This window comes from Ruegeria sp. AD91A (genome assembly GCF_003443535.1).
Classification (GTDB): Bacteria; Pseudomonadota; Alphaproteobacteria; order Rhodobacterales; family Rhodobacteraceae; genus Ruegeria.
The window spans coordinates 18,919-38,532 of the sequence record NZ_CP031947.1; the positions used below are offsets into that span (position 1 = coordinate 18,919).

Here is a 19,614-nt window from a genome sequence, read left to right on the forward strand (position 1 = left end):
CTGTCAGCGAATAGCCCGATCCAAGTTTTTAGCGGCACCCAGATTGGTCTGATCTGCGCCCCCAACGTCAGTCAGCCGCGTTGCCGTCAAATCGGCATTCGTAAAATCGGCACCGGACAATGTGGCCCCTGTCAGGTCCGCCCCGCCCAATGTGGCCATCGACAAATCCGCATTGGTGAAATTTGCGTTGGGCAATTTGGCAAATTCCAGATCGGCGCGGGACATTCGCGCGTCAGTGAAATCCACGTCTGATCCGCGAGCCGAGGACAGAACGCCGCGCATAAGCCCCATGGATTGGTTGCGCATGTCGGCCGAAAAATCCGCCCCTTTGAATACTGCCCGGTTCAAATTGGACTTGGTGAAATCGGCGGCTGTTCTGGCATTTGTGAAATCCGTATCGCTCAGATCCGCCTGGCTGAGCTGGGTCTGGAACAGCTCGGCCCCGACAAGAGATGCACCTGAAAGGTCGGCGCCGATCATCCAGGATTGGCTGAGAATCGCGCCGTCCAAAGTCGATCCCGATAAATTGGTGCCGTTCAATGACGTCGCTCGCAGGATCGCGTTGCTGAAATCCAACCCGGACAAGTCGAGATTGTTCAACCAGACCCGGGTGAAATCTGCGGGGGCGTCGGCCGTGGCAGCGGCAAGCCGGGTCACGACATCGGCGCGGGACATTTGCGCTTGGGTCATTTTGGGCAGAGTCATGTCAACACCGCTGAGTGGGGACTGGCCTAGGGCCGAGAGAGGCGACAGCGTCAGAAAGACGATCAGTAGGTGTTTCATATTTCCCTCCTTGCCAAGAGGCCGCTGCATTAACCTTGATCTGAGGTCAACTGTTGCAGCATTTGCGAAATCGCGAACAGGCGTCGCTCGATTATTTGCGGTGTTTCGCAAAGATAGGTGATCGAGCGTTGACGGTCAGAATAGATCAGCTGATCCCAATCCAGCTGCTCTTCCAGGGCGTCGATGCGGTCATAGTCCGGCGAGTCGGAAGACAGGGCTTGCTCCATTTCCACCCGGGCCAGATCAATCTTTTCAGCCATATCGATCTGGTTCAACGAAAACTCTCCGATCCCCGCAATGATGCGCTTGCGCCTTTTGGATAAGGTGTCAAAGACGCGCTGGAACACCTGACCCAGAATATCCGGATCACCGTTGTACCGCGAGGCAAACTCTGCAACTTGTGGTCGAAGATCCTCCAGGTCGATCCGCCTCAGCGCCAACAGGCCAGCAATTTCATCGATGTCGGCATTATCTTCGGTGGTTTCGCTGTCAAGGACCTGGTACGGCCACATGAGGCCCAGCGACAGGTCCTCGACTTTGCGTTGGATGCACGGCCAGGTTGGGTCGGAAAAATCCGCTGCCAGGCCTGGGCCAGCCGCGCCGAGCCAAGCCAGCGCCGAAATTATTAGCTTGCCGTTAGACATCGCAGCTCTCCTCCACGCGGACATCATGCATGGAATCTGCGCGCGAAGTCCATTCAACCCAATACACACCATTGTCTTAATTGTTTGCACATGGCGCTCACCCTCATACTCGACCCAAGCTGCCGGACTACGGTTGATTCCGGTGCCATGGGAGGAAAGACAGAGATGAGAACACGCGCGGCGGTTGCTGTGGCGGCAGGCCAACCCCTGGAAATCATGGAGGTTGAGCTTGATGGCCCGAAAGCAGGCGAAGTCCTGATTGAGGTCAAGGCGACCGGTCTTTGTCATACGGATGAGTTCACTCGTTCAGGTGATGACCCCGAAGGGATTTTCCCTGCAATTCTGGGTCATGAAGGCGCCGGAGTGGTTTTGGAAGTAGGGGAAGGTGTCACCAGCCTTGAGGTTGGAGACCACGTGATCCCTCTTTACACCCCCGAATGCCGTGAATGCGAGTATTGTCTGAATCCCAAGACAAACCTGTGCCAGAAAGTTCGTGCCACGCAGGGTGCGGGTTTGCTGCCAGATGGTACGACCCGGTTCAGCATGCTGGACGGGACACCCATCCATCACTACATGGGCTGCTCGACTTTTGCCAATCACACCGTTGTGCCCGAGATTGCGTTGGCCAAGGTGCGCAAGGACGCGCCGTTTGACAAGATTTGCTACATCGGCTGTGGCGTCACCACCGGCATCGGGGCCGTCATCAACACCGCCAAGGTCGAAATTGGTTCACGTTGCGTGGTCTTTGGTCTGGGCGGAATTGGTTTGAACGTCATTCAGGGCTGTCGAATGGCGGGCTGTGATCAGATCGTTGGTGTCGACTTGAATGACGGCAAGGCCGAAATGGCGACTCATTTCGGTATGACTGATTTCGTGAATCCCTCGAAAGTCAGCGGCGATATCGTGGCACATCTGGTCGAACTGACCGGCGGTGGCGCAGATTATACCTTTGACGCGACCGGCAATGTTGGCGTGATGCGAACCGCTTTGGAATGCGCACACAAAGGTTGGGGAGAAAGCATTATCATCGGTGTGGCACCTGCTGGCGCCGAGATTTCAACGCGTCCTTTCCAGCTGGTCACCGGCCGGTCATGGCGTGGAACCGCGTTCGGCGGAGCCAAGGGCCGGACGGATGTTCCGAAGATCGTTGATTGGTACATGGCCGGCAAGATCGAGATCGATCCCATGATCACGCACAAGCTGACTCTTGATGAAATCAACCACGGCTTTGACCTGATGCACCAAGGTAAATCAATCCGTGCGGTAGTGGAGTACTGATATGGATTTGAAAGTCATCTCGCAAAATCGCAGTTTCGGAGGTGAGCAGACTGTCTACTCCCACTCGTCCGAGACGTGTGATTGCGAGATGACCTTTGCTGTCTACCTGCCGCCTCAGGCCAAATCCGGGCCGGTGCCGGTGTTGTGGTACTTGTCCGGCCTGACCTGCACCCATGAAAACGCGATGACCAAGGGCGGATTTCAGGAGGCAGCCGCAGATTACGGCGTCGCGGTTGTGTTTCCCGATACGTCACCGCGAGGGGACAGTGTTGCCGATGACGATGCTTATGATCTGGGGCAGGGGGCCGGTTTTTACGTGAACGCCACCCGGGACCCATGGCGGGCCCATTTCAGGATGTATGACTACATTGTCGACGAGCTGCGCGACATTGTACTGAAGAATTTCCCCGTGCAGGATCGTCACGGGATAACTGGTCATTCAATGGGTGGCCACGGCGCGATTACCATCGCCATACGCAACGCCGACAAATTCGGATCTCTTTCGGCATTTGCGCCGATTGCGCACCCGACGCGGTCGGATTGGGGCCGTAAACAGCTTAGCAGCTATCTCGGTGACGACGAAAATACCTGGGTCGAGCATGACGCCACTCTGCTGCTGGAAGAGCACGGCTGGAAAGGTGACCTGCTGATCGATCAGGGCGCCGATGATCAGTTCCTTGATCTTCTTAAACCCGAAGCACTGGCCAATATGATGGCCAAGCGTCGCCAGCCCGGACAGATCAGAATCCAGGAAGGGTATGACCACTCGTATTTCTTCGTAAACAGTTTTGCGCGCGACCATGTCGAATGGCACGCGGAACGCCTCAACCAATGAAAACAGCAAGGAAAGATTGATAGTGATCAGAACGGTATTTGCAGCAACCTGCCTCATGCTTTCCCCCGCCTTCGCAAGCGCCGAAGGCGACCCCGAAGCGGGCGAGAAAGTCTTTCGCAAGTGCAAGGCGTGCCACGCGGTGGGCGAGGGGGCTGAAAATAAGGTAGGGCCGATGCTGAACGGTATTGTTGGACGTCAGGCCGCAAGCGTTGAAGGGTTTGGCTATTCACCGGTGTTGATTTCCCTGTCCGAAGAGGGGCTGGTCTGGACACCGGAAGAACTGAACGCGTTTCTGACAAAACCACGCGACTACGCGAAAGGGATCAAGATGACCTTCGCGGGGCTGCGAAAAGAGGACGATCGAGCGAACATCATCGCATATCTTGCGACCTTTGAGGACAACGGGTCGTAGGAGAGCGCATTGCTCACCCACCGATGCGACCGGAAAACTACCGGTCCGGGCGAGCATTAACAGACACCGTAATCCGACCTGGGTGAGGTGTTGCAATGCAGAGAGAGATCTCTGCACGAAAGGGAGGAGATTGAATGAAAAATCTATCGCTTTGGACCTCCGGGATTGCCATTGCACTGGCCACCGCGGCCTATGCAAATGACGACCTGGTTGCCCAGATGGAGAACGCGAAACAGTGGGCGATCCAGACGGGTGACTACAAAAATCAGCGCTATTCCGCACTGGATCAGATCAACGCAGACAATGTTGGTGATCTACAGGTCGCATGGACCTTCTCGACCGGCGTTCTGCGCGGTCATGAGGGTTCGCCGCTGGTGATTGGCGACATGATGTATGTCCACACGCCGTTCCCGAACATTGTCTATGCTCTGGATCTGGCCAATGACGGCAAAATCGTCTGGAAGTATGAGCCTAAGCAGGACCCGGACGTGATTCCGGTTATGTGCTGTGACACGGTGAACCGTGGCGTGGCTTACGCTGATGGCAAGATTTTCCTGCATCAGGCCGACACCAAGGTTGTGGCGCTGGATGCCAAGTCCGGCGATGTCGTGTGGGAAGTCCAGAATGGTGACCCGGCGATTGGTGAAACCAACACAGCCACAGTGTTGCCGATCAAGGACAAGGTCATTGTCGGTATCTCGGGTGGTGAATTTGGTGTGCGCGGGTCGGTTACGGCCTATGACATGAACTCGGGCGAGCAGGTTTGGCGCGCATATTCCATGGGACCGGACTCCGATATCCTGGTTGATCCTGAAAAAACCACCCATCTGGGCAAGCCGGTTGGCGCGGATTCCGGAACCAACACGTGGGAAGGCGACCAATGGAAAATTGGTGGCGGCACCACCTGGGGTTGGTATTCGGCCGATCTGGACGAAAACCTGATGTACTACGGCACCGGGAACCCGTCGACATGGAACCCGGCGCAGCGTCCGGGCGACAATCGCTGGTCGATGACAGTCATGGCCCGCGATATCGATACCGGTATGGCGCGTTGGTTCTATCAGATGACGCCACATGACGAATGGGACTATGACGGCATCAATGAAATGATCCTTTCGGAGCAGGAAATTGATGGCGAGCAGCGCAAACTGCTGACCCATTTCGATCGGAACGGTCTTGGTTACACCATGGACCGGGTGACGGGTGAATTGCTGGTGGCCGAGAAGTTCGATCCGGTGGTCAACTGGACCACGGGCGTCGACATGGATCCCAACAGCGAAACCTACGGTCGTCCTGCTGTTGTTGCTCAATACTCAACCGAGCAGAATGGCGAGGACGTGAACTCGACCGGTATCTGCCCGGCTGCTCTGGGCACCAAGGACCAACAGCCCGCAGCCTATTCGCCAAAGACCGAGCTTATGTACGTGCCGACAAACCACGTCTGCATGGACTATGAGCCGTTCCGCGTGTCTTACACCGCCGGTCAGCCCTACGTGGGTGCGACGCTGGCGATGTATCCGGCGCCGGACAGCCATGGCGGTATGGGCAATTTCATCGCCTGGGACAACACCGACGGTTCCATCAAGTGGTCGATCCCCGAGCAGTTCTCGGTTTGGTCGGGCGCTCTGGCAACGGCAGGTGACATCGTGTTCTATGGCACGCTTGAAGGGTATCTGAAGGCTGTGCATGCCGAGACAGGTGAAGAACTGTATAAGTTCAAGACGCCCTCAGGCATTATCGGAAACGTGATGACCTACGAGCAGGGTGGTAAGCAGTATATCGGCATCCTGTCGGGTGTTGGTGGCTGGGCCGGTATTGGTCTGGCGGCTGGTCTGACCAATCCCAATGACGGTCTGGGCGCCGTGGGTGGCTATGCTGCTCTCAGTGATTACACCGCGCTGGGCGGTCAGCTGACGGTGTTCGCACTGCCGAACTAAGCAAAGGAAATGCCCGGCGCGACCCGTGATGGCCGCGCCGGAACTCTACTTTAAGCAAATGAGATATCCATGAACCACGTTACACGTCTTTTGGCACTTTCACTCATGTCATGCCTTCCTTGTGCCGTGGCAGCGGACAACCTGACTGCCGCATACACCGAGGATGGACGGTATTACACCGAAGACGATATCCCGACTTTCAACGTGGCCGAGGATGGAACCGTGGACTGGATGACATTTTCAGGTTTCCGGCGGTATCACGCGGAATGCCATGTTTGTCATGGTCCGGATGGCGAGGGTTCGACCTATGCGCCGGCTTTGAAAGAGTCAGCGCTGGAAATGGATTATTACGACTTCGTTGATATCGTCACAAATGGCCGACAGGTGGTGAACGCCGCTGAAAACTCGGTAATGCCGGGATTTGGCGACAACCCGAATGTGATGTGCTTTCTGGATGACATCTATGTATACTTGAAGGCTCATGGGTCGGGTGCGATCCCGCGTGGACGGCCGCCCAAGAAAGAGGCTAAATCTGACGTGATCCGCGAGGATGAAGATGCGTGTATGGGCTAAGGCCTGCCTTGCTATTTGCGGACTTAGCGTCTGGCTCGGTCTGACGCTGCCGGTGCAGGCGCAGACCTCTGATCTGGTTTCAAAAACAGCTTTTCGCGTGTGCGCGGATCCTGCCAATTATCCAGTGTCATCCGAGGATGGAACGGGATATGAAAACAAGCTGGCGGAATTGATTGCGGCAAAGCTTGAACTGCCCGTGCAATATGTTTGGTTTCCTCAGGCGACGGGCTTCATACGGAACACGCTTGCCGCAAAGCGTTGCGATGTGGTGATCGGCTATGCGCAAGGTCATGAGTTGGTGCAAAACACCAACCACTACTACACGTCTGCTTATACCTTAATTGTACCAAAGGATGGCGACCTGGCTCAGGTCGACACGTTGAACGATCCGATGCTCAAGGGGCGACGGATCGGCATTATTGCCGGCACACCGCCTGCGGCGCATATGGCGCGGAACGGGCTGATCGGGCAGGCCAAGCCTTATAACCTCTTTGTTGACCGACGTGTGGAAAGCCCCGCCATCGACATGCTGGATGATCTGCAATCGGGTGAGATTGATGTGGCCATTCTTTGGGGTCCACTGGGCGGACCTTTGGTCACGGCAGACTACCCTGATTTTAAGGTGATCCCGCTGGTCAAAGAGGAGCTGCCGCCGCGTCTGTTTTACCGCATCACCATGGGCGTGCGTCAGGGTGAGAAGGTTTGGCAGCGGCAGTTGAACTCGCTGATCCGCCGTAATCAGGATGAGATCAATTCAGTATTGGCCGAGGCAGGCGTTCCACTTGTGAATGATCTTGGGACCGAGGTATTGGACCTGTCTCAATGATGCGGGCCACGGTGGCAATTGCGCTAATCTCGACTGCGACAACAGCGCAGACAGTTCCCGAGCCAAGTGACTACCGCATGGATCACTACCGCGCACCGGTGCCGGATCAGATAACCGGTGGAACAACCATCGGTCCGGAAGAGGCGCACGGCCTGTGGCTGGATCAGAGCGTTGCGTTCATCGACGTTTTGCCGCAGCCGCCCAAACCAGCCAATTTGCCTGAAGGCACGATCTGGCGCGACAAGCCGCGCGACAGTATTCCAGGAGCAATCTGGTTACCCAATGTCGGCTACGGAGCAATCGCAGAGGTCACTGCAGACTATTTTCGATCCGGTTTAGAGGCCAGCACCAATGGCGATATCAACCAAGGTGTCGTGTTCTTTTGCCTGGAAGATTGCTGGATGAGCTGGAATGCCGCCCGACGCGCAATCGAATGGGGATACGCCAAGGTCTACTGGCTTCCAGAGGGTACCGACGGCTGGGCATTGTGGGGCTATCCGCTGGATCGGGTCGAGCCGGCCCCGGGCCAACCCGTTACCGGAGGCGGTTGATCTAGAAGCCCGCCAGTTTCTTGTGCAAATGACTGACCGTTCCGTCAGTATCCGTCATGGTCACATCGACCGCTTGCGCCCTGCTTGGAACAGATATGCCAACCCTCGGATTTTCGGACAGTGAAATCGACCCCGTCATCTGGATATACCCGGCACCATCAAGATCGATATCCACGGTTTCAACATATCGCATCGGTATGAAAAGCAAAGAAATCTGATCCATCTGCATTCCGGAATGCGACGGATGATCAATGCTGAGATCCATCTTGTTGGCGCGATCCGCACCCAGGTTGGACAGCCGCTTCAGCGTGTTCAGCGCAGGCACACGGCCGACCAGTTCGGCCTCCATCGTTCCAAGGTTAGCCAAGGCCAGTTCCGGGTCAGTCCCAGGAGGCGCGGCGCAAGCGCCAACACCAGAGGTCTTGACGAAAGTTCCTGACACCCACAGGCGTCCATCGGTGGTCTCGGCGACGACGTGCATCGGGGTCGGACCGTTCACACGCATGGTCACATCGAAGTAGAAGCTCGGCAGTGGCTCTTCCAACTCGAACACGGCAGAAACCGGCATCGGGTTTTCATCCAGCACCAAAGTCACCTTGGCCACTTTCGTCCCCCGAGGGGCTACGACCTGAGCCGCCAGTTGAGCCCGCGCGTCATCGGGTGTGCGATAAGGTGCATCAATCGCGATCAACGCATCTCCGTTCTGCATCGGTCTGTCGCCATAAAGCAGAGCTCGGACATTTTCCCATGCCTCGTTGGATGCCCAAACCGGTGCCGCCAACACACTGAACACGGCCGCAATCAGATGAGATGCTTTCATTGTTGTCCTCCTTGCAGGAACCTGCCAAAGGCACGTGGTCCATCACAGGTTTCTATTGTTTCTACCACCGACAGTGCCTGCGGGTCCACGATGCTGACGGTGTTGTCGAACCAGTTTGCAATGACCACCAGATCTTCTCCTGCCGTCGTATCAATGCCTTCGGGATATTCTCCAACATCAATCACAGCCTCATGTTCGAGCGTCTCAAGAGACATGACGCTGAGGGTATTGGCATATTGGTTCGTGACGAACACGCGACCATGGGCGAAGGCGATGCCATATGGGCGTTCACCAACTGGGATCGTTGCGGTGACGGCGCCGGTTTCAGCATCGACCAGGCTGACATCGTTGCTGCCGACATTGCCGACGAACAGACGCCCATCGGGGGCAAAACGCAGTCCGAAGGGGCGCGTTCCAACCGGGCTGCGGTGCAGTAGCTGAAGAGTGTCGGCATCAAATACCGACACTTGATCCGCGTCCTTGTCGGCCGACGCCAGAAAACGCCCGTCTTTCGATATCGCGATACCCGCCGGGGCGGCTCCGGTGGGTAACTCGGTTTGCACCTTCAGAGTTTTGCTGTCCAGAACCCAAAGACGGGCGTTGTACCAATCCGAGACAAAAACCCGTCCGCGTTCTTGATCCAAAGCGATTCCGATTGGCCCCCCTTCAAGAGTGACTTGCGCTATCGCTTCACCGGTCTCAGCAGACAAACGCCTCACTGTTTTGCTGTTCGGGGACACGGTGAACAGCGTTTCATCCAAACCAACCGCCACACCCGCAGGCTTTCCGGGTAATGGCCAACGGGCTGTTTCCTGCATTTGTGCAAGATCTATCCGACTTAGTTCCTCACCGTTTTGACAGGTGATAAACGCTGTCTCTGCCAGTGTCGGGCTGCCAGAGAGCGCCAAGAACAACATCAGCGGGTAGTTAACTTGCCGCACCAAACCGCTCGATCAGCGCGTCGAGACCTGCCTGATAGACGCCGGTTACGGCGGCAACGGCGGCTTCGTCATTCAACTCGGCCGGAGGATCGTTGTTTGGATATCCGCGATAGAAAGCCCCACGCCATTCGATGATCGAACCACCTCCGTCGCGCGGTTTTACCGTCAGATGCGACGAGTAGTTGGTGACAGGCAGTACCTCTACCGCGACCTCGGTGATCCGGTAGGAGTAGCTCATTTTGTCTTCGCTGTACTTGTAAAGGATTTCATTGATCGTTGGCCCGCCTTCCTGACCAAGTGTCAGCAATCGGGTCGCATCAATCGCGTTGCCGCCGTTGCCTTCGGTCGCAAACACAGCCGGATGCCACGACATGTCATCAAAGTTCCCGACAACGGCCCAGACTTCCTCTGGTGAGGCTGCGACCTCAGCAGACAGCGTGACTTTCTGCCTGGTAGGCCCATGGGCCCAAACCTGACCCGGAACCAGCAGAGCGGCGGTTGCAGCAAGAAGAAGTCGTCGATTCATTCCATGTCCTCCCTGAATGCGCTGAGCGTTTACACGCGCGGCTCCGTCGCAGCGTGCCTCCTGTCAGAACTGACGTGCGAGCGCACGCTACCGGTCACCCGTGACACCCCCTGAGAAGTCGAGGGAAGCCGCGGGAAACCATAGCAAGATCAACCGTATACGCGCACTCTTATAAAATAAGAATCGAGCTCAATGATGAAGCTGTTAGGCTTTGTTTTACAACACGGCCAAAAGTATCGGTTCCGTTTTTCGGGGCGCTATGCCCCGGTTGGTTCAACCTGAACTCTGACATTCAGGCAACGGGAGGACATCTTGAGTATTCGCCTGCTGTCGCTGCTTGCGGCGCTTCTTTGGTATGCATCCGCGATGACCGCGGCGGCGCTTGATGTAAAGGCTGCGGTGCTGCGGATCGACTATCCATCGCTTCTGCCTATCTCGCGATATGATCTGAAACCCGACGATCTGGGGTTTGCTGGTGCGGCGCTTGGGGATGAGGATAACGGAACTACGGGCGGATTTCTGGGACATACCTATGAGACCGTCACTATTGCCGTTTCGCCGGAAGAGGCCGACGCCGCAATGGACCGGATCCTTGCCGGCGGCGTACGCCTGATCGTCCTTTTGGCCAAAGCCCCTGACGTACTGCGCCTGACGGACAAGGCGGCAGAGTCCGGGGCGCTTGTTTTCAACGTGTCTGCGCCTGATATCGACTTGCGCGACGCAAACTGCCGGGGCAACCTGCTTCATATCGCACCGTCCCGTGGCATGAAAGCCGATGCTGTTGCACAGTTTGCCGTCTGGAAGAAATGGGGCGACTGGTTCCTGTTGGCCGGATCCAACCCCGAGGATGTCAAGCTCGCCGACGCGTATCGCCGCGCGGCGAACAAGTTTGGTGCGAAGATCACCGAAGATCGGACCTTTGCGGATACCGGGGGATCTCGCCGAACGGATTCCGGTCATGTCCTAGTTCAGCGACAATTGCCACTGGACACACAGGATGTACGAGACCACGATGTTGTGATCGCCGCTGACGAAACCGACTATTTTGCGCGCTATCTGTCTTATCACCTTTGGACTCCGCGTCCTGTGATGGGTTCCGGCGGTCTGCGCCCGACGACGTTTCATGGAGCCCATGAAGCTTGGGGCGCGACGCAGTTCCACACCCGTTTCGAGGAAATGACGGGTCGATACGTGCGCCCGGAAGATTACAATACGTGGCTTGCTTTACGGGTTATCGGTGAGGCCGTGACCCGTGCCAGCACAGCCGAACCGGAAGGTGTGCGTGATTATGCCCTTTCGGACCAGTTCGAACTTGCGGCTTTCAAAGGACAGAAAGTGACGTTCCGCGACTGGAACGGGCAGCTACGCCAGCCGATCCTTCTGTATGACGGGTCAATCACTGTCAGTGTCAGCCCGCAGGAGGGATTTCTGCACCAGGTCTCGCCGCTCGATTCAATGGGATTGGATCGGGCGGAATCCAGCTGTCACGCTTTTGAGTAACCGGAGGTTTTGATGAAACGACTATTGCTGACCGTTGCCTTTGCGGCGCTTGCCTCGGGTCCGGCGCTGGCGGGCAAGGCTTTTGTCTCGAATGAGCGGGGCAACACCATTACCGTAGTTGATACCGAAACCTGGGATGTGATCACCGAATTTCCGGGCGGCAACCGCCCACGCGGCATCACTGTCAGCCCGGATGGCAGCAAACTGTATGTTTGTGCGTCTGACGACAATATTATTCGGGTGTTTGATACTTCGACTTATGAGGAATTGCCCAGCTTACCTTCTGGCCCGGATCCCGAGCTCTTCATTCTCGAACCCTCGGGTAAGCGGCTCTATATCGCCAATGAAGACGACAATCTGGTGACGGTTACAGACACCGAAACCCGCACCGTTCTGGCCGAGATTCCGGTAGGTGTCGAGCCCGAAGGCATGGGAATGAGCCCCGACGCCAAATTTGTGGTCAACACGTCCGAGACCACCAATATGGCGCATTTCATTTCCACCGAGGATTATTCCATCAAGCATAATGTCTTGGTCGACCAGCGCCCACGCTATGCCCAGTATACGGCGGATGGAAAACGCCTGTTCGTGACATCGGAAATAGGCGGAACCGTCACGGTAATGGACATTGCAGAAGACGGAACGCCGACGGTTGTTGGCAAAATCAGCTTCGAAGTGGCGGGCGTGCAACCGGAGTGGTTGCAACCCGTCGGTGCCAAGGTGACTTCGGACGGAAAACGTCTGTTCGTTGCTTTGGGGCCCGCAAACCGGGTCGCCGTTGTTGACGCGCAAAGCCTTGAAGTTCTGGACTATATCCTGGTTGGGCAACGGGTCTGGCAGCTCGATTTCACGCCGGACGAAAAATATCTGCTGACCACAAATGGTAATTCAAACGACATAACAATCATTGATGTGGCTGCAGAGAAAGCCATCAAATCAGTACAGGTCGGTCAACAGCCCTGGGGCGTGGTGACCATTGACTGAAGTTCTGGGAGGGACGGGAATGAAGAAATTAGTGATCGCAGTGATGATTGCAGCGTTGGGTGGACCAGTATCGGCGGCGCCACTGTGTGACGATCTGGGATTCGCCGGACTTCTGGCGAAATGCAACCGGGGAGAAACCATAAAGCTGACACTCGCCTCAGGGCAGCCGCTGGGTGAAGACGTGGTTCTGCAATCCGGCGCGTATTACAAGCTTGAGATCACCGCTGATGGTTCAGCGGAACTGGCCATCGAGGGGCCATCGTTCTTTCGCGCAATCTGGATGAACGAAATCGTGATTAACAAGATCGAAATTCGTCCGATGGCGGTAGATAGCATCGAGTTTGACAAGGCTGGCGTGGCTGAATTGTCGTTTATCGCAATCAAACCCGGCAGTCATGAAATTCGCATCCCCGGGTCCACGGGTGAAACGCAACGCATCACTGTTAGTATTCAATAGAGAAGGGATAGGTACATGAAAAATATTGGAATTTTTATAATCACCGGACTTTTGGCGGCGCCGGCTTCCGCCGACGAAGTTGATACCGAAACAGTGGAAAGGATTGAGGCCTATCTTGCCTCTATCGAATGCCAGATGGACCCGGATGACATCGAGGTAGAAGACGATGGGTATGATCTGGATGACGTCATTTGTAAGGGTGGCAACCAGTTCGATATCAAGCTGGACAAGGATTTGAATGAAGTCAGCCGAAAAGCGGAATAGCGAATAAACAGGATTGAGCCATGACCAAACTATTTGCCGCCTGCCTTGCACTTGCACTCATTTCGGGGGCTCTAGCCGCTGAGACCCTGCCGACCATTCGGGCGGCCGTACTCAAGATAGGTACGGTGAATTGGGAACTGGAGACCATTCGCCAGAACGGTCTGGATCGGAAACATGGCTTTATCCTTGATGTTCAACCTTTTGCCGACAATGGCGCAACGCGCATTGCGGTCGAAGGCGGCGAAGCCGATCTAGCCGTTGCCGATTGGATCTGGGTTGCTCGACAAAGGGCTGCGGGCAAGGGCTATGTTTTCATTCCCTATTCCAAAGCAGTTGGTGGCGTGGTTGTACCCGCTGACAGCCCTGCGACCAGTTTGAGGGATCTGGCCGGTGGCAAGATCGGCATAGCGGGTGGCCCGCTGGATAAATCCTGGCTGATTTTGCGCGCCTTTGCAGCACGGGAATATGGGATGGACCTGAAAGCCGACACCGAGCAGGTGTTCGGTGCGCCCCCTCTGATCTTCAAATCTGCTTTGAACGGTGACTATGCCGGCGCGATCAATTTCTGGCATTTTCTGGCCAAGATGAAAGCGTCCGGCATGAAAGAGCTGATCTCGGTTGAGGGTGCTGGGCAGGCTTTGGGGCTCGACACAAATACACCCCTGCTGGGTTATTACCTGAAAGAGACTTTTCTGAACGAACACCCCGACCTTGCGCAAAGCCTGTTTGCCGCCAGCCGCGATGCCAAGGACCTGTTGGCCAATTCGCCTGAGGCGTGGGAGGCGATCAGACCGCGCATGAACGTCACGTCCGATGCACAGTTTGAGCAACTCAAGTTCGATTGGATCGCCGGTATTCCCGATCGCCGCCCGGTTGATGAGGTTGCGGCCAACAAGATGTTGGAACTTATGGCCGAATTAGGCGGGGCTGAACTGGTGGGCGCTGCGACGACTGTGCCACAGGGTCTTTTTGCTGACGTGGAATAGGATCAGATGCAAAACGCGCGCCTTACGCCGCTTATGTCTATCGCAGGCCTTGTCGCGTTGTGGATTGTTTCAGCGTCTCTGACCGCTGATCCTCAGATTCTGCCGCAACCTTGGGATCTGTTTCCCCGGTTTCAGCAAGAACTTGCGTCAGGCGAATTGCTACGCAGCCTTGGCGCGACTCTGTTACGCGTGATCTGGGCCTTTGTGTTGGCGATGACCTTGGGAACGATCATTGGCCTGGCCATGGGGCGGTCGGATGCGCTGAACCGCTGGCTCGATCCATGGCTGGTTATCTTCCTGAACCTGCCCGCGTTGGTTCTGATCGTGCTGTGTTATCTCTGGATCGGGCTGACCGAAGCTGCGGCGATCACCGCAGTTACGCTGAACAAAATTCCCAATGTCGCAACGATCCTCCGAGAGGGCGGCAGGGCCCTAAGCCCAGATCTGGATGCTATGGCACAGGTCTACCGGATGCCGTGGCAAACGCGACTGCGTCATGTGATCCTGCCGCAGCTTGCCCCGTTTATCGCCGCTGCTGCACGGTCTGGGCTTTCTCTGATCTGGAAAATCGTGCTTGTGGTCGAATTTCTTGGGCGATCATCCGGTGTCGGGTTCCAAATCCACTTGTATTTTCAGCTGTTTGATGTGGCTATGGTGCTGGTTTACGCATTCTCGTTCATTGCGGTCATGCTGGTCGTTGAGTGGTTGGTTCTACAGCCTTTGGAGCGCAACGCTCGACGGTGGAGAACTGCATGATCCAAATTGACATCCACAAAAAGCACTTTGAAAACGATGCCGTTCTGGGCCCCATTGCCTTTGAAATCGCTGCCGGGGAAACAGTCGCTCTGACCGGGCCCTCGGGCATTGGAAAGACGACGCTGCTGAGATTGGTGGCAGGCATTGACCCGAACTTTGAAGGCCATATCGTTCGGCCGGATCGACTGGCCATTGTATTTCAGGAACCCACTTTGCTGCCATGGCGTTCGGCTATCGATAATCTGACCCTGATTCATGGCGACCTGTCGCAGGCTGAGGCCGACGCCGCGCTGACTGACGTGGGTTTGGAAGGAAAGGGGGATTTGTTTCCCGGCCAGTTGTCACTGGGTCAGCAGCGCCGGCTTTCTTTGGCACGCGCATTTGCCGGGCAGCCTGAGTTTCTGATTATGGACGAGCCCTTTGTGTCTCTGGATTCTGAAACAGCCGAGACGATGCTGACCCTGACCGAGGACCTCATCATGCGGCACCGGCCGGCGACCCTGTTCGTGACGCATTCCAGACCAGAAGCAAATCGGCTTTCCGACCGGATCCTAAACCTGATATCCGGGCCAGACGGGGCCGTTCTGGGTTAGGGGTCATTCGCAGACTTCGTCGCGGCACCGGGTGCGGTACGATAGATGAAAGGCGCATCCGCTTTGGCGGCATGTTTGTTTGCCTGGTTTTGCAGGGTCTGATGAAGGGGTGATTTGATGCAAACGGGATCGGTGGCGCTTGCGTCTCCGACAACGGCCATGGCCTGACAGCGGCAGCCGCCAAAATCAATGGTTTTGCGTTCGCAGGTTTTGCACGGGTCCGACATCCATTCCGTTCCGCGATAAGCATTGAACGCGCTGCCACTGTACCAGATATCCGCAAGCGGTTTGTCCTGCACCCTGTCAAATGTCAGATGCGGGATGGACTGTGCCGCATGGCAAGGCAGAACCAGACCGTCTGGCGCCACGTTCAGCCCGGTTGTGCCCCAACCGCCCATACATCGCTTGGGATAGTCATCATGATAGTCCGCCGGGACATAATCGATGACCAGTTGTCCCTTGAGGTCCTTCCTGGCCTCGGCCACCTGTCTCGTCACCTGTTGCGCCTGTTCCCGCGTCGGCATTAAGGCGTCCCTGTTCTTCAAGGCCCAGCCGTGGAATTGTACGGTTGCAACTTCGATCCGTCGCGCTCCCATTTCGCGCGCCAGTTCCAGCGCCCGCGGCAGTTGGTGGGCATTGTGACGGTGCAGCACGAAGTTCAGGGTCAGCGGAAACCCGATTTTTTTGATCCATTCGACCGTTTTCATTTTGCGGTCAAACCCACCTCGGTAGCCGCCTACCTTGTCCGCCATCGCGGCGTCAGTGCCCTGAAGAGAAAGCTGGATGTGGTCCAGGCCGACTTCGTCCAGCTCATGCAGGCGTCGCTCGGACAGTCCGATCGCCGAAGTGATCAGGTTGGTATATAGTCCAGCCTCACGCGCGGCGTTGACCAGCGCAACCAAGTCTCGGCGGGATGCGGGTTCTCCGCCTGACAGATGCAATTGCAAGACGCCAAGCGCCGCCGCTTCTCTGAAAACACGTGCCCAGGTTTCGGTATCCATTTCGCTGTCGAGTTTGGCCATTTCGACTGGGTTGGAGCAATAGGGGCAGGACAATGGGCATCGATGCGTCAGCTCGGCCAGCATGGCAATTGGGGGAGGGGTTTTTACCTGCATCAAATGACATCCAGAAAACGACGCACCCGAAGGGCATCCAGAAACCCCGAGCTGTCTTCGACAATCTGTTCTTCCGGGGCGTTGTACTTCTTTGACAGGCTTGCGGTGATCTGACCAAAGCTGCGTTGGCCGTCTACTTCGCTCAGAATCGCATGTCCGATCTGATCCAACGTCACGGCCCGTTCAGGTGCCAGCAGAACCCATTGTTCCCGCACAGAATCGTACTGGATGCGGACACCACGCGGAAGCAAGGGGACCTCCTGCGCCAACATCATGATGCCTGCCGCATCCGTAAACCGGTGTCCGGCTTCCATGCCCCGGGAGGAATTCGGGCAGGTTCGACATAAGCGCCCCACAAGGCATCCAGCTGCGACCAGAGGACATCGGTCTTGAATATCAGTGCTTTGGCTGCCGCTTCCTGTTTTTCTGCAGTGTCGGCATGATCCAATACCCATGCCAGGCCAAAGGCCACATCCTTGGGGGCTTCTTTCAGGCGGTTGCGGAAATAGGCAAGTGAGCTGTCATCCGCAAAATCGTAATGCTTAAGCAGGCCTTCGATCCTGTTGGCGTGAATCTTGGGAGCAAATAGTTCAGTGAGTGAGGCCGCAACCGCTTCCAGCAACGACTTTTCACGGACGTATCGCACGTAAGCGTCCACCGCAAATTTGGTGGCAGGCAATACGCCGTCACATGAGGCGACATATTCCGGATCCAGACCGACTGCTTCGGCCAGTCGCAACCAGCGCCGGATACCACCTTCGTTGTCTTCCGTGCCGTCATGATCTTCGATCCGCGACCGCCAGGCTCGGCGCAGCGCGGGATCATCTACACGCGACATGAAGGCGGCGTCCTTCATCGGGATGGAATGCTGATAATAGTAGCGGTTGATCACCCAGGCCCGCACTTCGTCAGGCGTGCATTGACCACCGTGCAGGCGATGATGAAAAGGATGCAAGTCGTGGTAACGCTCGGCTCCGATCTGACGAAGCCGGGCCTCGAACTCTTTGCGGCTTTGGGTCATAGTGTTATCTCCATGCCATCTTGGCCTATCGTCCAGCCTTTGGCCCGTGCCTGAGCGTTCTCAGTGCTGTCGGGGCGCAGAACCGGATTGGTGTTGTTCATGTGGATAAACACTTTCCGGCCGATTTTCATATCAGCGAAACCGGCGATCGATCCATCTGGGCCGTCCATCGACATATGGCCCATGCGCTTGCCCGTTTTCTGACCCAGCCCGGCCTGCACCATTTCTGTGTCGTGCCAAAGCGTGCCGTCGAAAAACAAAAGATCGGCCTCGTCAAGCCGAGCGCGCAACTCGGGCGTCAATGCGGCACAGCCCGGTATATAATACGCCGTCTTCCCTTGTGTGCTTAGTGCCACCCCGACAGTTTGTTCGCCAACCAGCTCGGTTTCGACGTGTTCCCCTTCAAGATACAGAGGCACTTTGCCGGGCACAGGGAACAAAGTTGCCTCCAAGCCTGAAACCAGTTCGAATGTCTCATTCAACGAGATCGACGCGCGTTTCACGACCGAGGCGTTCAAGGCGTCGAATATCGGATTCTGCGCTAGAACATCCTGAATGCTTTGAGTCGCAAACAGCGTAAATGGCTGCATCTCGCGCAACGTGAGCAAGCCAGCCACATGGTCAATATCACCGTTTGTAACCAGTACAGAATTAATCGGCATCTCGCGCAACCCAGTCGGATACAGGAGAGGTGTATTGCCGAGCTGTGCTCGAATATCCGGAGATGCGTTCAGGATGGCCCAGTTCTGACCATCGGGGGACACGGCGAGTGATGACTGCGTCTGCGCGGGAATAACTCCGCTTCGGGCCAGATTGCAGTTCTCACATCCACAATTCCATTGCGGAAGGCCGCCTCCAGCAGCGGCCCCAAGTATTATTGCGCGCAACGTCATCTATTGTTGGCGCTTGCGGCTGATCAGATCAGGCCGCCACCGCGCTCATCGTCATGATCGGGGCCGTACATGTTGATTTCCATGCCGCATTCGATTTCGCGAATAACAGGTCTGTTCCAAGCCATATCAGGGTCCTCCTCCTAAGGTGTGCTGGTTTCCAATGTGGCAGGACTTATCGGATGGTGCGACTCTTAATTCATAAGAAAGAATTAGACTTTGGTCGGTACTCAGCTGTCATCCAATAACGGAGCGACACCTTGAAGGCAAAACCCTTGATTGCGTATGGTTTTGATTTCAAACCCAAAATCGTCTGACGCTAGCTTTCTTCTCAGATACCCAATATAGACGTCCACCACATTTTCGTTGCTGGATCCTTCCTGCGACCAAAGCGTGTCAAACAGCTCTCCCCGGGAAATTGGCGATCCGGCCTGGCTGTTGAGCAACGTGAGCAGATCGAATTCACGTTCGGTGAGTGCAATGCTTGTCTCTCGGATTGAAATTGTTCTGTCCCGCGTGGATAGCCGCGCGGGGTCCGGGCGGTGAGAGAGTGCGCGCTGTTCCTGTACTTGCAATCGGGCGACAAGTTCATCAAAGCTGAACGGCTTTACGACATAGTCATCGGCTCCGGCTTCCAGCCCTGCGGCGCGATGGTCGACATCCGATAGCGCCGACAACATCAGGATCGGGATTCCGACCCCAGCACAGCGCGCAGCTCGGACCAGTTCGACACCGCTATCCGTTCCCAGCATCACATCAACAATCGCACCTGAGAATGCACCGCTTTTCAACCGTTCCAACCCTTGGTCGGCGCGGTTTTCAGCCTCGGCTGAGTAGCCGTGCAGCGTCAGGCCCCGGACAAGGGCCGACGTGATTCTGGGGTCGTCATCTATGATCAGAAGCTTGGAGACCATGTATTTAT

The 19,614-nt window shown here is 56.2% G+C and carries 25 protein-coding genes; 14 read left to right on the plus strand and 11 right to left on the minus strand.

The window, feature by feature from the left end; all coding sequences use genetic code 11:
* Positions 1-3 precede the first annotated feature (3 nt).
* Together D1823_RS18570 and D1823_RS18575 are read right to left on the minus strand one after the other, a co-directional pair.
* Positions 4-783: a pentapeptide repeat-containing protein gene (locus D1823_RS18570; protein ID WP_117874009.1), complete on the minus strand. Its 780-nt coding sequence runs from the start codon at positions 781-783 to the stop codon at positions 4-6.
* 29 nt (positions 784-812) lie between these two features.
* A complete protein-coding gene (locus tag D1823_RS18575) occupies positions 813-1,427 on the minus strand; it encodes a hypothetical protein (RefSeq protein ID WP_117873002.1) in 615 nt (204 codons plus the stop codon).
* Between the two features lie 165 nt (positions 1,428-1,592).
* Between D1823_RS18575 and D1823_RS18580 the strand changes: the two genes are divergently transcribed.
* From D1823_RS18580 to D1823_RS18610, 7 genes are all read left to right on the plus strand, one after another.
* The gene (locus D1823_RS18580) at positions 1,593-2,705 is read left to right on the plus strand and encodes an S-(hydroxymethyl)glutathione dehydrogenase/class III alcohol dehydrogenase (RefSeq protein ID WP_117873003.1); all 1,113 of its coding nucleotides are present in this window, start codon (positions 1,593-1,595) and stop codon (positions 2,703-2,705) included.
* A gap of 1 nt (position 2,706) precedes the next feature.
* Positions 2,707-3,540, plus strand: a complete 834-nt coding sequence (gene fghA / locus D1823_RS18585; protein ID WP_371415316.1) for an S-formylglutathione hydrolase — start codon at positions 2,707-2,709, stop codon at positions 3,538-3,540.
* Positions 3,541-3,595: 55 nt separating this feature from the next.
* Positions 3,596-3,952: a cytochrome c family protein gene (locus D1823_RS18590; protein WP_117873004.1), complete on the plus strand. Its 357-nt coding sequence runs from the start codon at positions 3,596-3,598 to the stop codon at positions 3,950-3,952.
* 134 nt (positions 3,953-4,086) lie between these two features.
* The gene (gene xoxF5 / locus D1823_RS18595) at positions 4,087-5,889 is read left to right on the plus strand and encodes a lanthanide-dependent methanol dehydrogenase XoxF5 (RefSeq protein WP_117873005.1); all 1,803 of its coding nucleotides are present in this window, start codon (positions 4,087-4,089) and stop codon (positions 5,887-5,889) included.
* A gap of 105 nt (positions 5,890-5,994) precedes the next feature.
* Entirely contained in the window at positions 5,995-6,462 is a 468-nt protein-coding gene (locus D1823_RS18600) for a c-type cytochrome, methanol metabolism-related (protein WP_254683888.1), read from the plus strand.
* Positions 6,446-7,288, plus strand: coding sequence for a substrate-binding domain-containing protein (locus D1823_RS18605; RefSeq protein ID WP_254683868.1), 843 nt, complete (start codon positions 6,446-6,448; stop codon positions 7,286-7,288). Before D1823_RS18600 ends, D1823_RS18605 begins: the two co-directional genes overlap by 17 nt.
* Positions 7,285-7,839 (plus strand): PQQ-dependent catabolism-associated CXXCW motif protein, encoded by a 555-nt coding sequence (locus tag D1823_RS18610; RefSeq protein WP_117873008.1) that lies wholly within the window; start codon positions 7,285-7,287, stop codon positions 7,837-7,839. Before D1823_RS18605 ends, D1823_RS18610 begins: the two co-directional genes overlap by 4 nt.
* A gap of 1 nt (position 7,840) precedes the next feature.
* Here the strand turns inward: D1823_RS18610 and D1823_RS18615 are convergent, their stop codons facing one another.
* The 3 genes from D1823_RS18615 to D1823_RS18625 are packed head-to-tail and all read right to left on the minus strand — an operon-like array spanning position 7,841 to position 10,126.
* Positions 7,841-8,659, minus strand: a complete 819-nt coding sequence (locus tag D1823_RS18615; RefSeq protein WP_117873009.1) for a quinoprotein dehydrogenase-associated SoxYZ-like carrier — start codon at positions 8,657-8,659, stop codon at positions 7,841-7,843.
* Complete coding sequence (locus D1823_RS18620; RefSeq protein WP_299897671.1) at positions 8,656-9,600, minus strand: YncE family protein; 945 nt, start codon at positions 9,598-9,600, stop codon at positions 8,656-8,658. The genes D1823_RS18615 and D1823_RS18620 overlap by 4 nt, the downstream gene beginning before the upstream one ends.
* The gene (locus D1823_RS18625; protein ID WP_117873011.1) at positions 9,587-10,126 is read right to left on the minus strand and encodes an SRPBCC family protein; all 540 of its coding nucleotides are present in this window, start codon (positions 10,124-10,126) and stop codon (positions 9,587-9,589) included. Before D1823_RS18625 ends, D1823_RS18620 begins: the two co-directional genes overlap by 14 nt.
* A gap of 366 nt (positions 10,127-10,492) precedes the next feature.
* On the opposite strand from D1823_RS18625, the gene D1823_RS18630 reads away from it, so the two are divergent.
* The 7 genes from D1823_RS18630 to D1823_RS18660 are packed head-to-tail and all read left to right on the plus strand — an operon-like array spanning position 10,493 to position 15,666.
* Positions 10,493-11,626 (plus strand): ABC transporter substrate-binding protein, encoded by a 1,134-nt coding sequence (locus D1823_RS18630; RefSeq protein ID WP_117874013.1) that lies wholly within the window; start codon positions 10,493-10,495, stop codon positions 11,624-11,626.
* 12 nt (positions 11,627-11,638) lie between these two features.
* Positions 11,639-12,610: a YVTN family beta-propeller repeat protein gene (locus tag D1823_RS18635; RefSeq protein WP_117873012.1), complete on the plus strand. Its 972-nt coding sequence runs from the start codon at positions 11,639-11,641 to the stop codon at positions 12,608-12,610.
* Positions 12,611-12,629: 19 nt separating this feature from the next.
* On the plus strand, positions 12,630-13,067 hold the full coding sequence (locus D1823_RS18640) for a hypothetical protein (protein WP_117873013.1): 438 nt from the start codon (positions 12,630-12,632) through the stop codon (positions 13,065-13,067).
* A 15-nt stretch (positions 13,068-13,082) separates the two neighbouring features.
* On the plus strand, positions 13,083-13,331 hold the full coding sequence (locus D1823_RS18645) for a PepSY domain-containing protein (protein ID WP_117873014.1): 249 nt from the start codon (positions 13,083-13,085) through the stop codon (positions 13,329-13,331).
* Positions 13,332-13,351: 20 nt separating this feature from the next.
* A complete protein-coding gene (locus tag D1823_RS18650; RefSeq protein WP_117873015.1) occupies positions 13,352-14,317 on the plus strand; it encodes an ABC transporter substrate-binding protein in 966 nt (321 codons plus the stop codon).
* A gap of 6 nt (positions 14,318-14,323) precedes the next feature.
* Positions 14,324-15,073: an ABC transporter permease gene (locus D1823_RS18655; protein ID WP_117873016.1), complete on the plus strand. Its 750-nt coding sequence runs from the start codon at positions 14,324-14,326 to the stop codon at positions 15,071-15,073.
* A complete protein-coding gene (locus D1823_RS18660; protein ID WP_117873017.1) occupies positions 15,070-15,666 on the plus strand; it encodes an ABC transporter ATP-binding protein in 597 nt (198 codons plus the stop codon). Before D1823_RS18655 ends, D1823_RS18660 begins: the two co-directional genes overlap by 4 nt.
* Here D1823_RS18660 and pqqE read toward each other — a convergent pair.
* The 6 genes from pqqE to D1823_RS18690 form a co-directional block, all read right to left on the minus strand.
* Positions 15,663-16,781, minus strand: a complete 1,119-nt coding sequence (gene pqqE, locus D1823_RS18665; RefSeq protein ID WP_117873018.1) for a pyrroloquinoline quinone biosynthesis protein PqqE — start codon at positions 16,779-16,781, stop codon at positions 15,663-15,665. The two genes, D1823_RS18660 and pqqE, sit on opposite strands and share 4 nt — an antisense overlap.
* The gene (gene pqqD, locus D1823_RS18670) at positions 16,781-17,053 is read right to left on the minus strand and encodes a pyrroloquinoline quinone biosynthesis peptide chaperone PqqD (RefSeq protein WP_371415326.1); all 273 of its coding nucleotides are present in this window, start codon (positions 17,051-17,053) and stop codon (positions 16,781-16,783) included. Before pqqD ends, pqqE begins: the two co-directional genes overlap by 1 nt.
* Entirely contained in the window at positions 17,053-17,802 is a 750-nt protein-coding gene (pqqC, locus tag D1823_RS18675) for a pyrroloquinoline-quinone synthase PqqC (RefSeq protein WP_117873020.1), read from the minus strand. Before pqqC ends, pqqD begins: the two co-directional genes overlap by 1 nt.
* Positions 17,799-18,695 carry a pyrroloquinoline quinone biosynthesis protein PqqB gene (pqqB, locus tag D1823_RS18680; protein WP_117873021.1) on the minus strand — a complete coding sequence of 299 codons (897 nt, stop codon included), beginning with the start codon at positions 18,693-18,695 and terminating at the stop codon, positions 17,799-17,801. The genes pqqC and pqqB overlap by 4 nt, the downstream gene beginning before the upstream one ends.
* 23 nt (positions 18,696-18,718) lie before the next feature.
* The gene (pqqA, locus tag D1823_RS18685; RefSeq protein ID WP_117873022.1) at positions 18,719-18,820 is read right to left on the minus strand and encodes a pyrroloquinoline quinone precursor peptide PqqA; all 102 of its coding nucleotides are present in this window, start codon (positions 18,818-18,820) and stop codon (positions 18,719-18,721) included.
* A 102-nt stretch (positions 18,821-18,922) separates the two neighbouring features.
* The gene (locus D1823_RS18690; protein ID WP_117873023.1) at positions 18,923-19,606 is read right to left on the minus strand and encodes a response regulator transcription factor; all 684 of its coding nucleotides are present in this window, start codon (positions 19,604-19,606) and stop codon (positions 18,923-18,925) included.
* Positions 19,607-19,614: the final 8 nt, after the last annotated feature.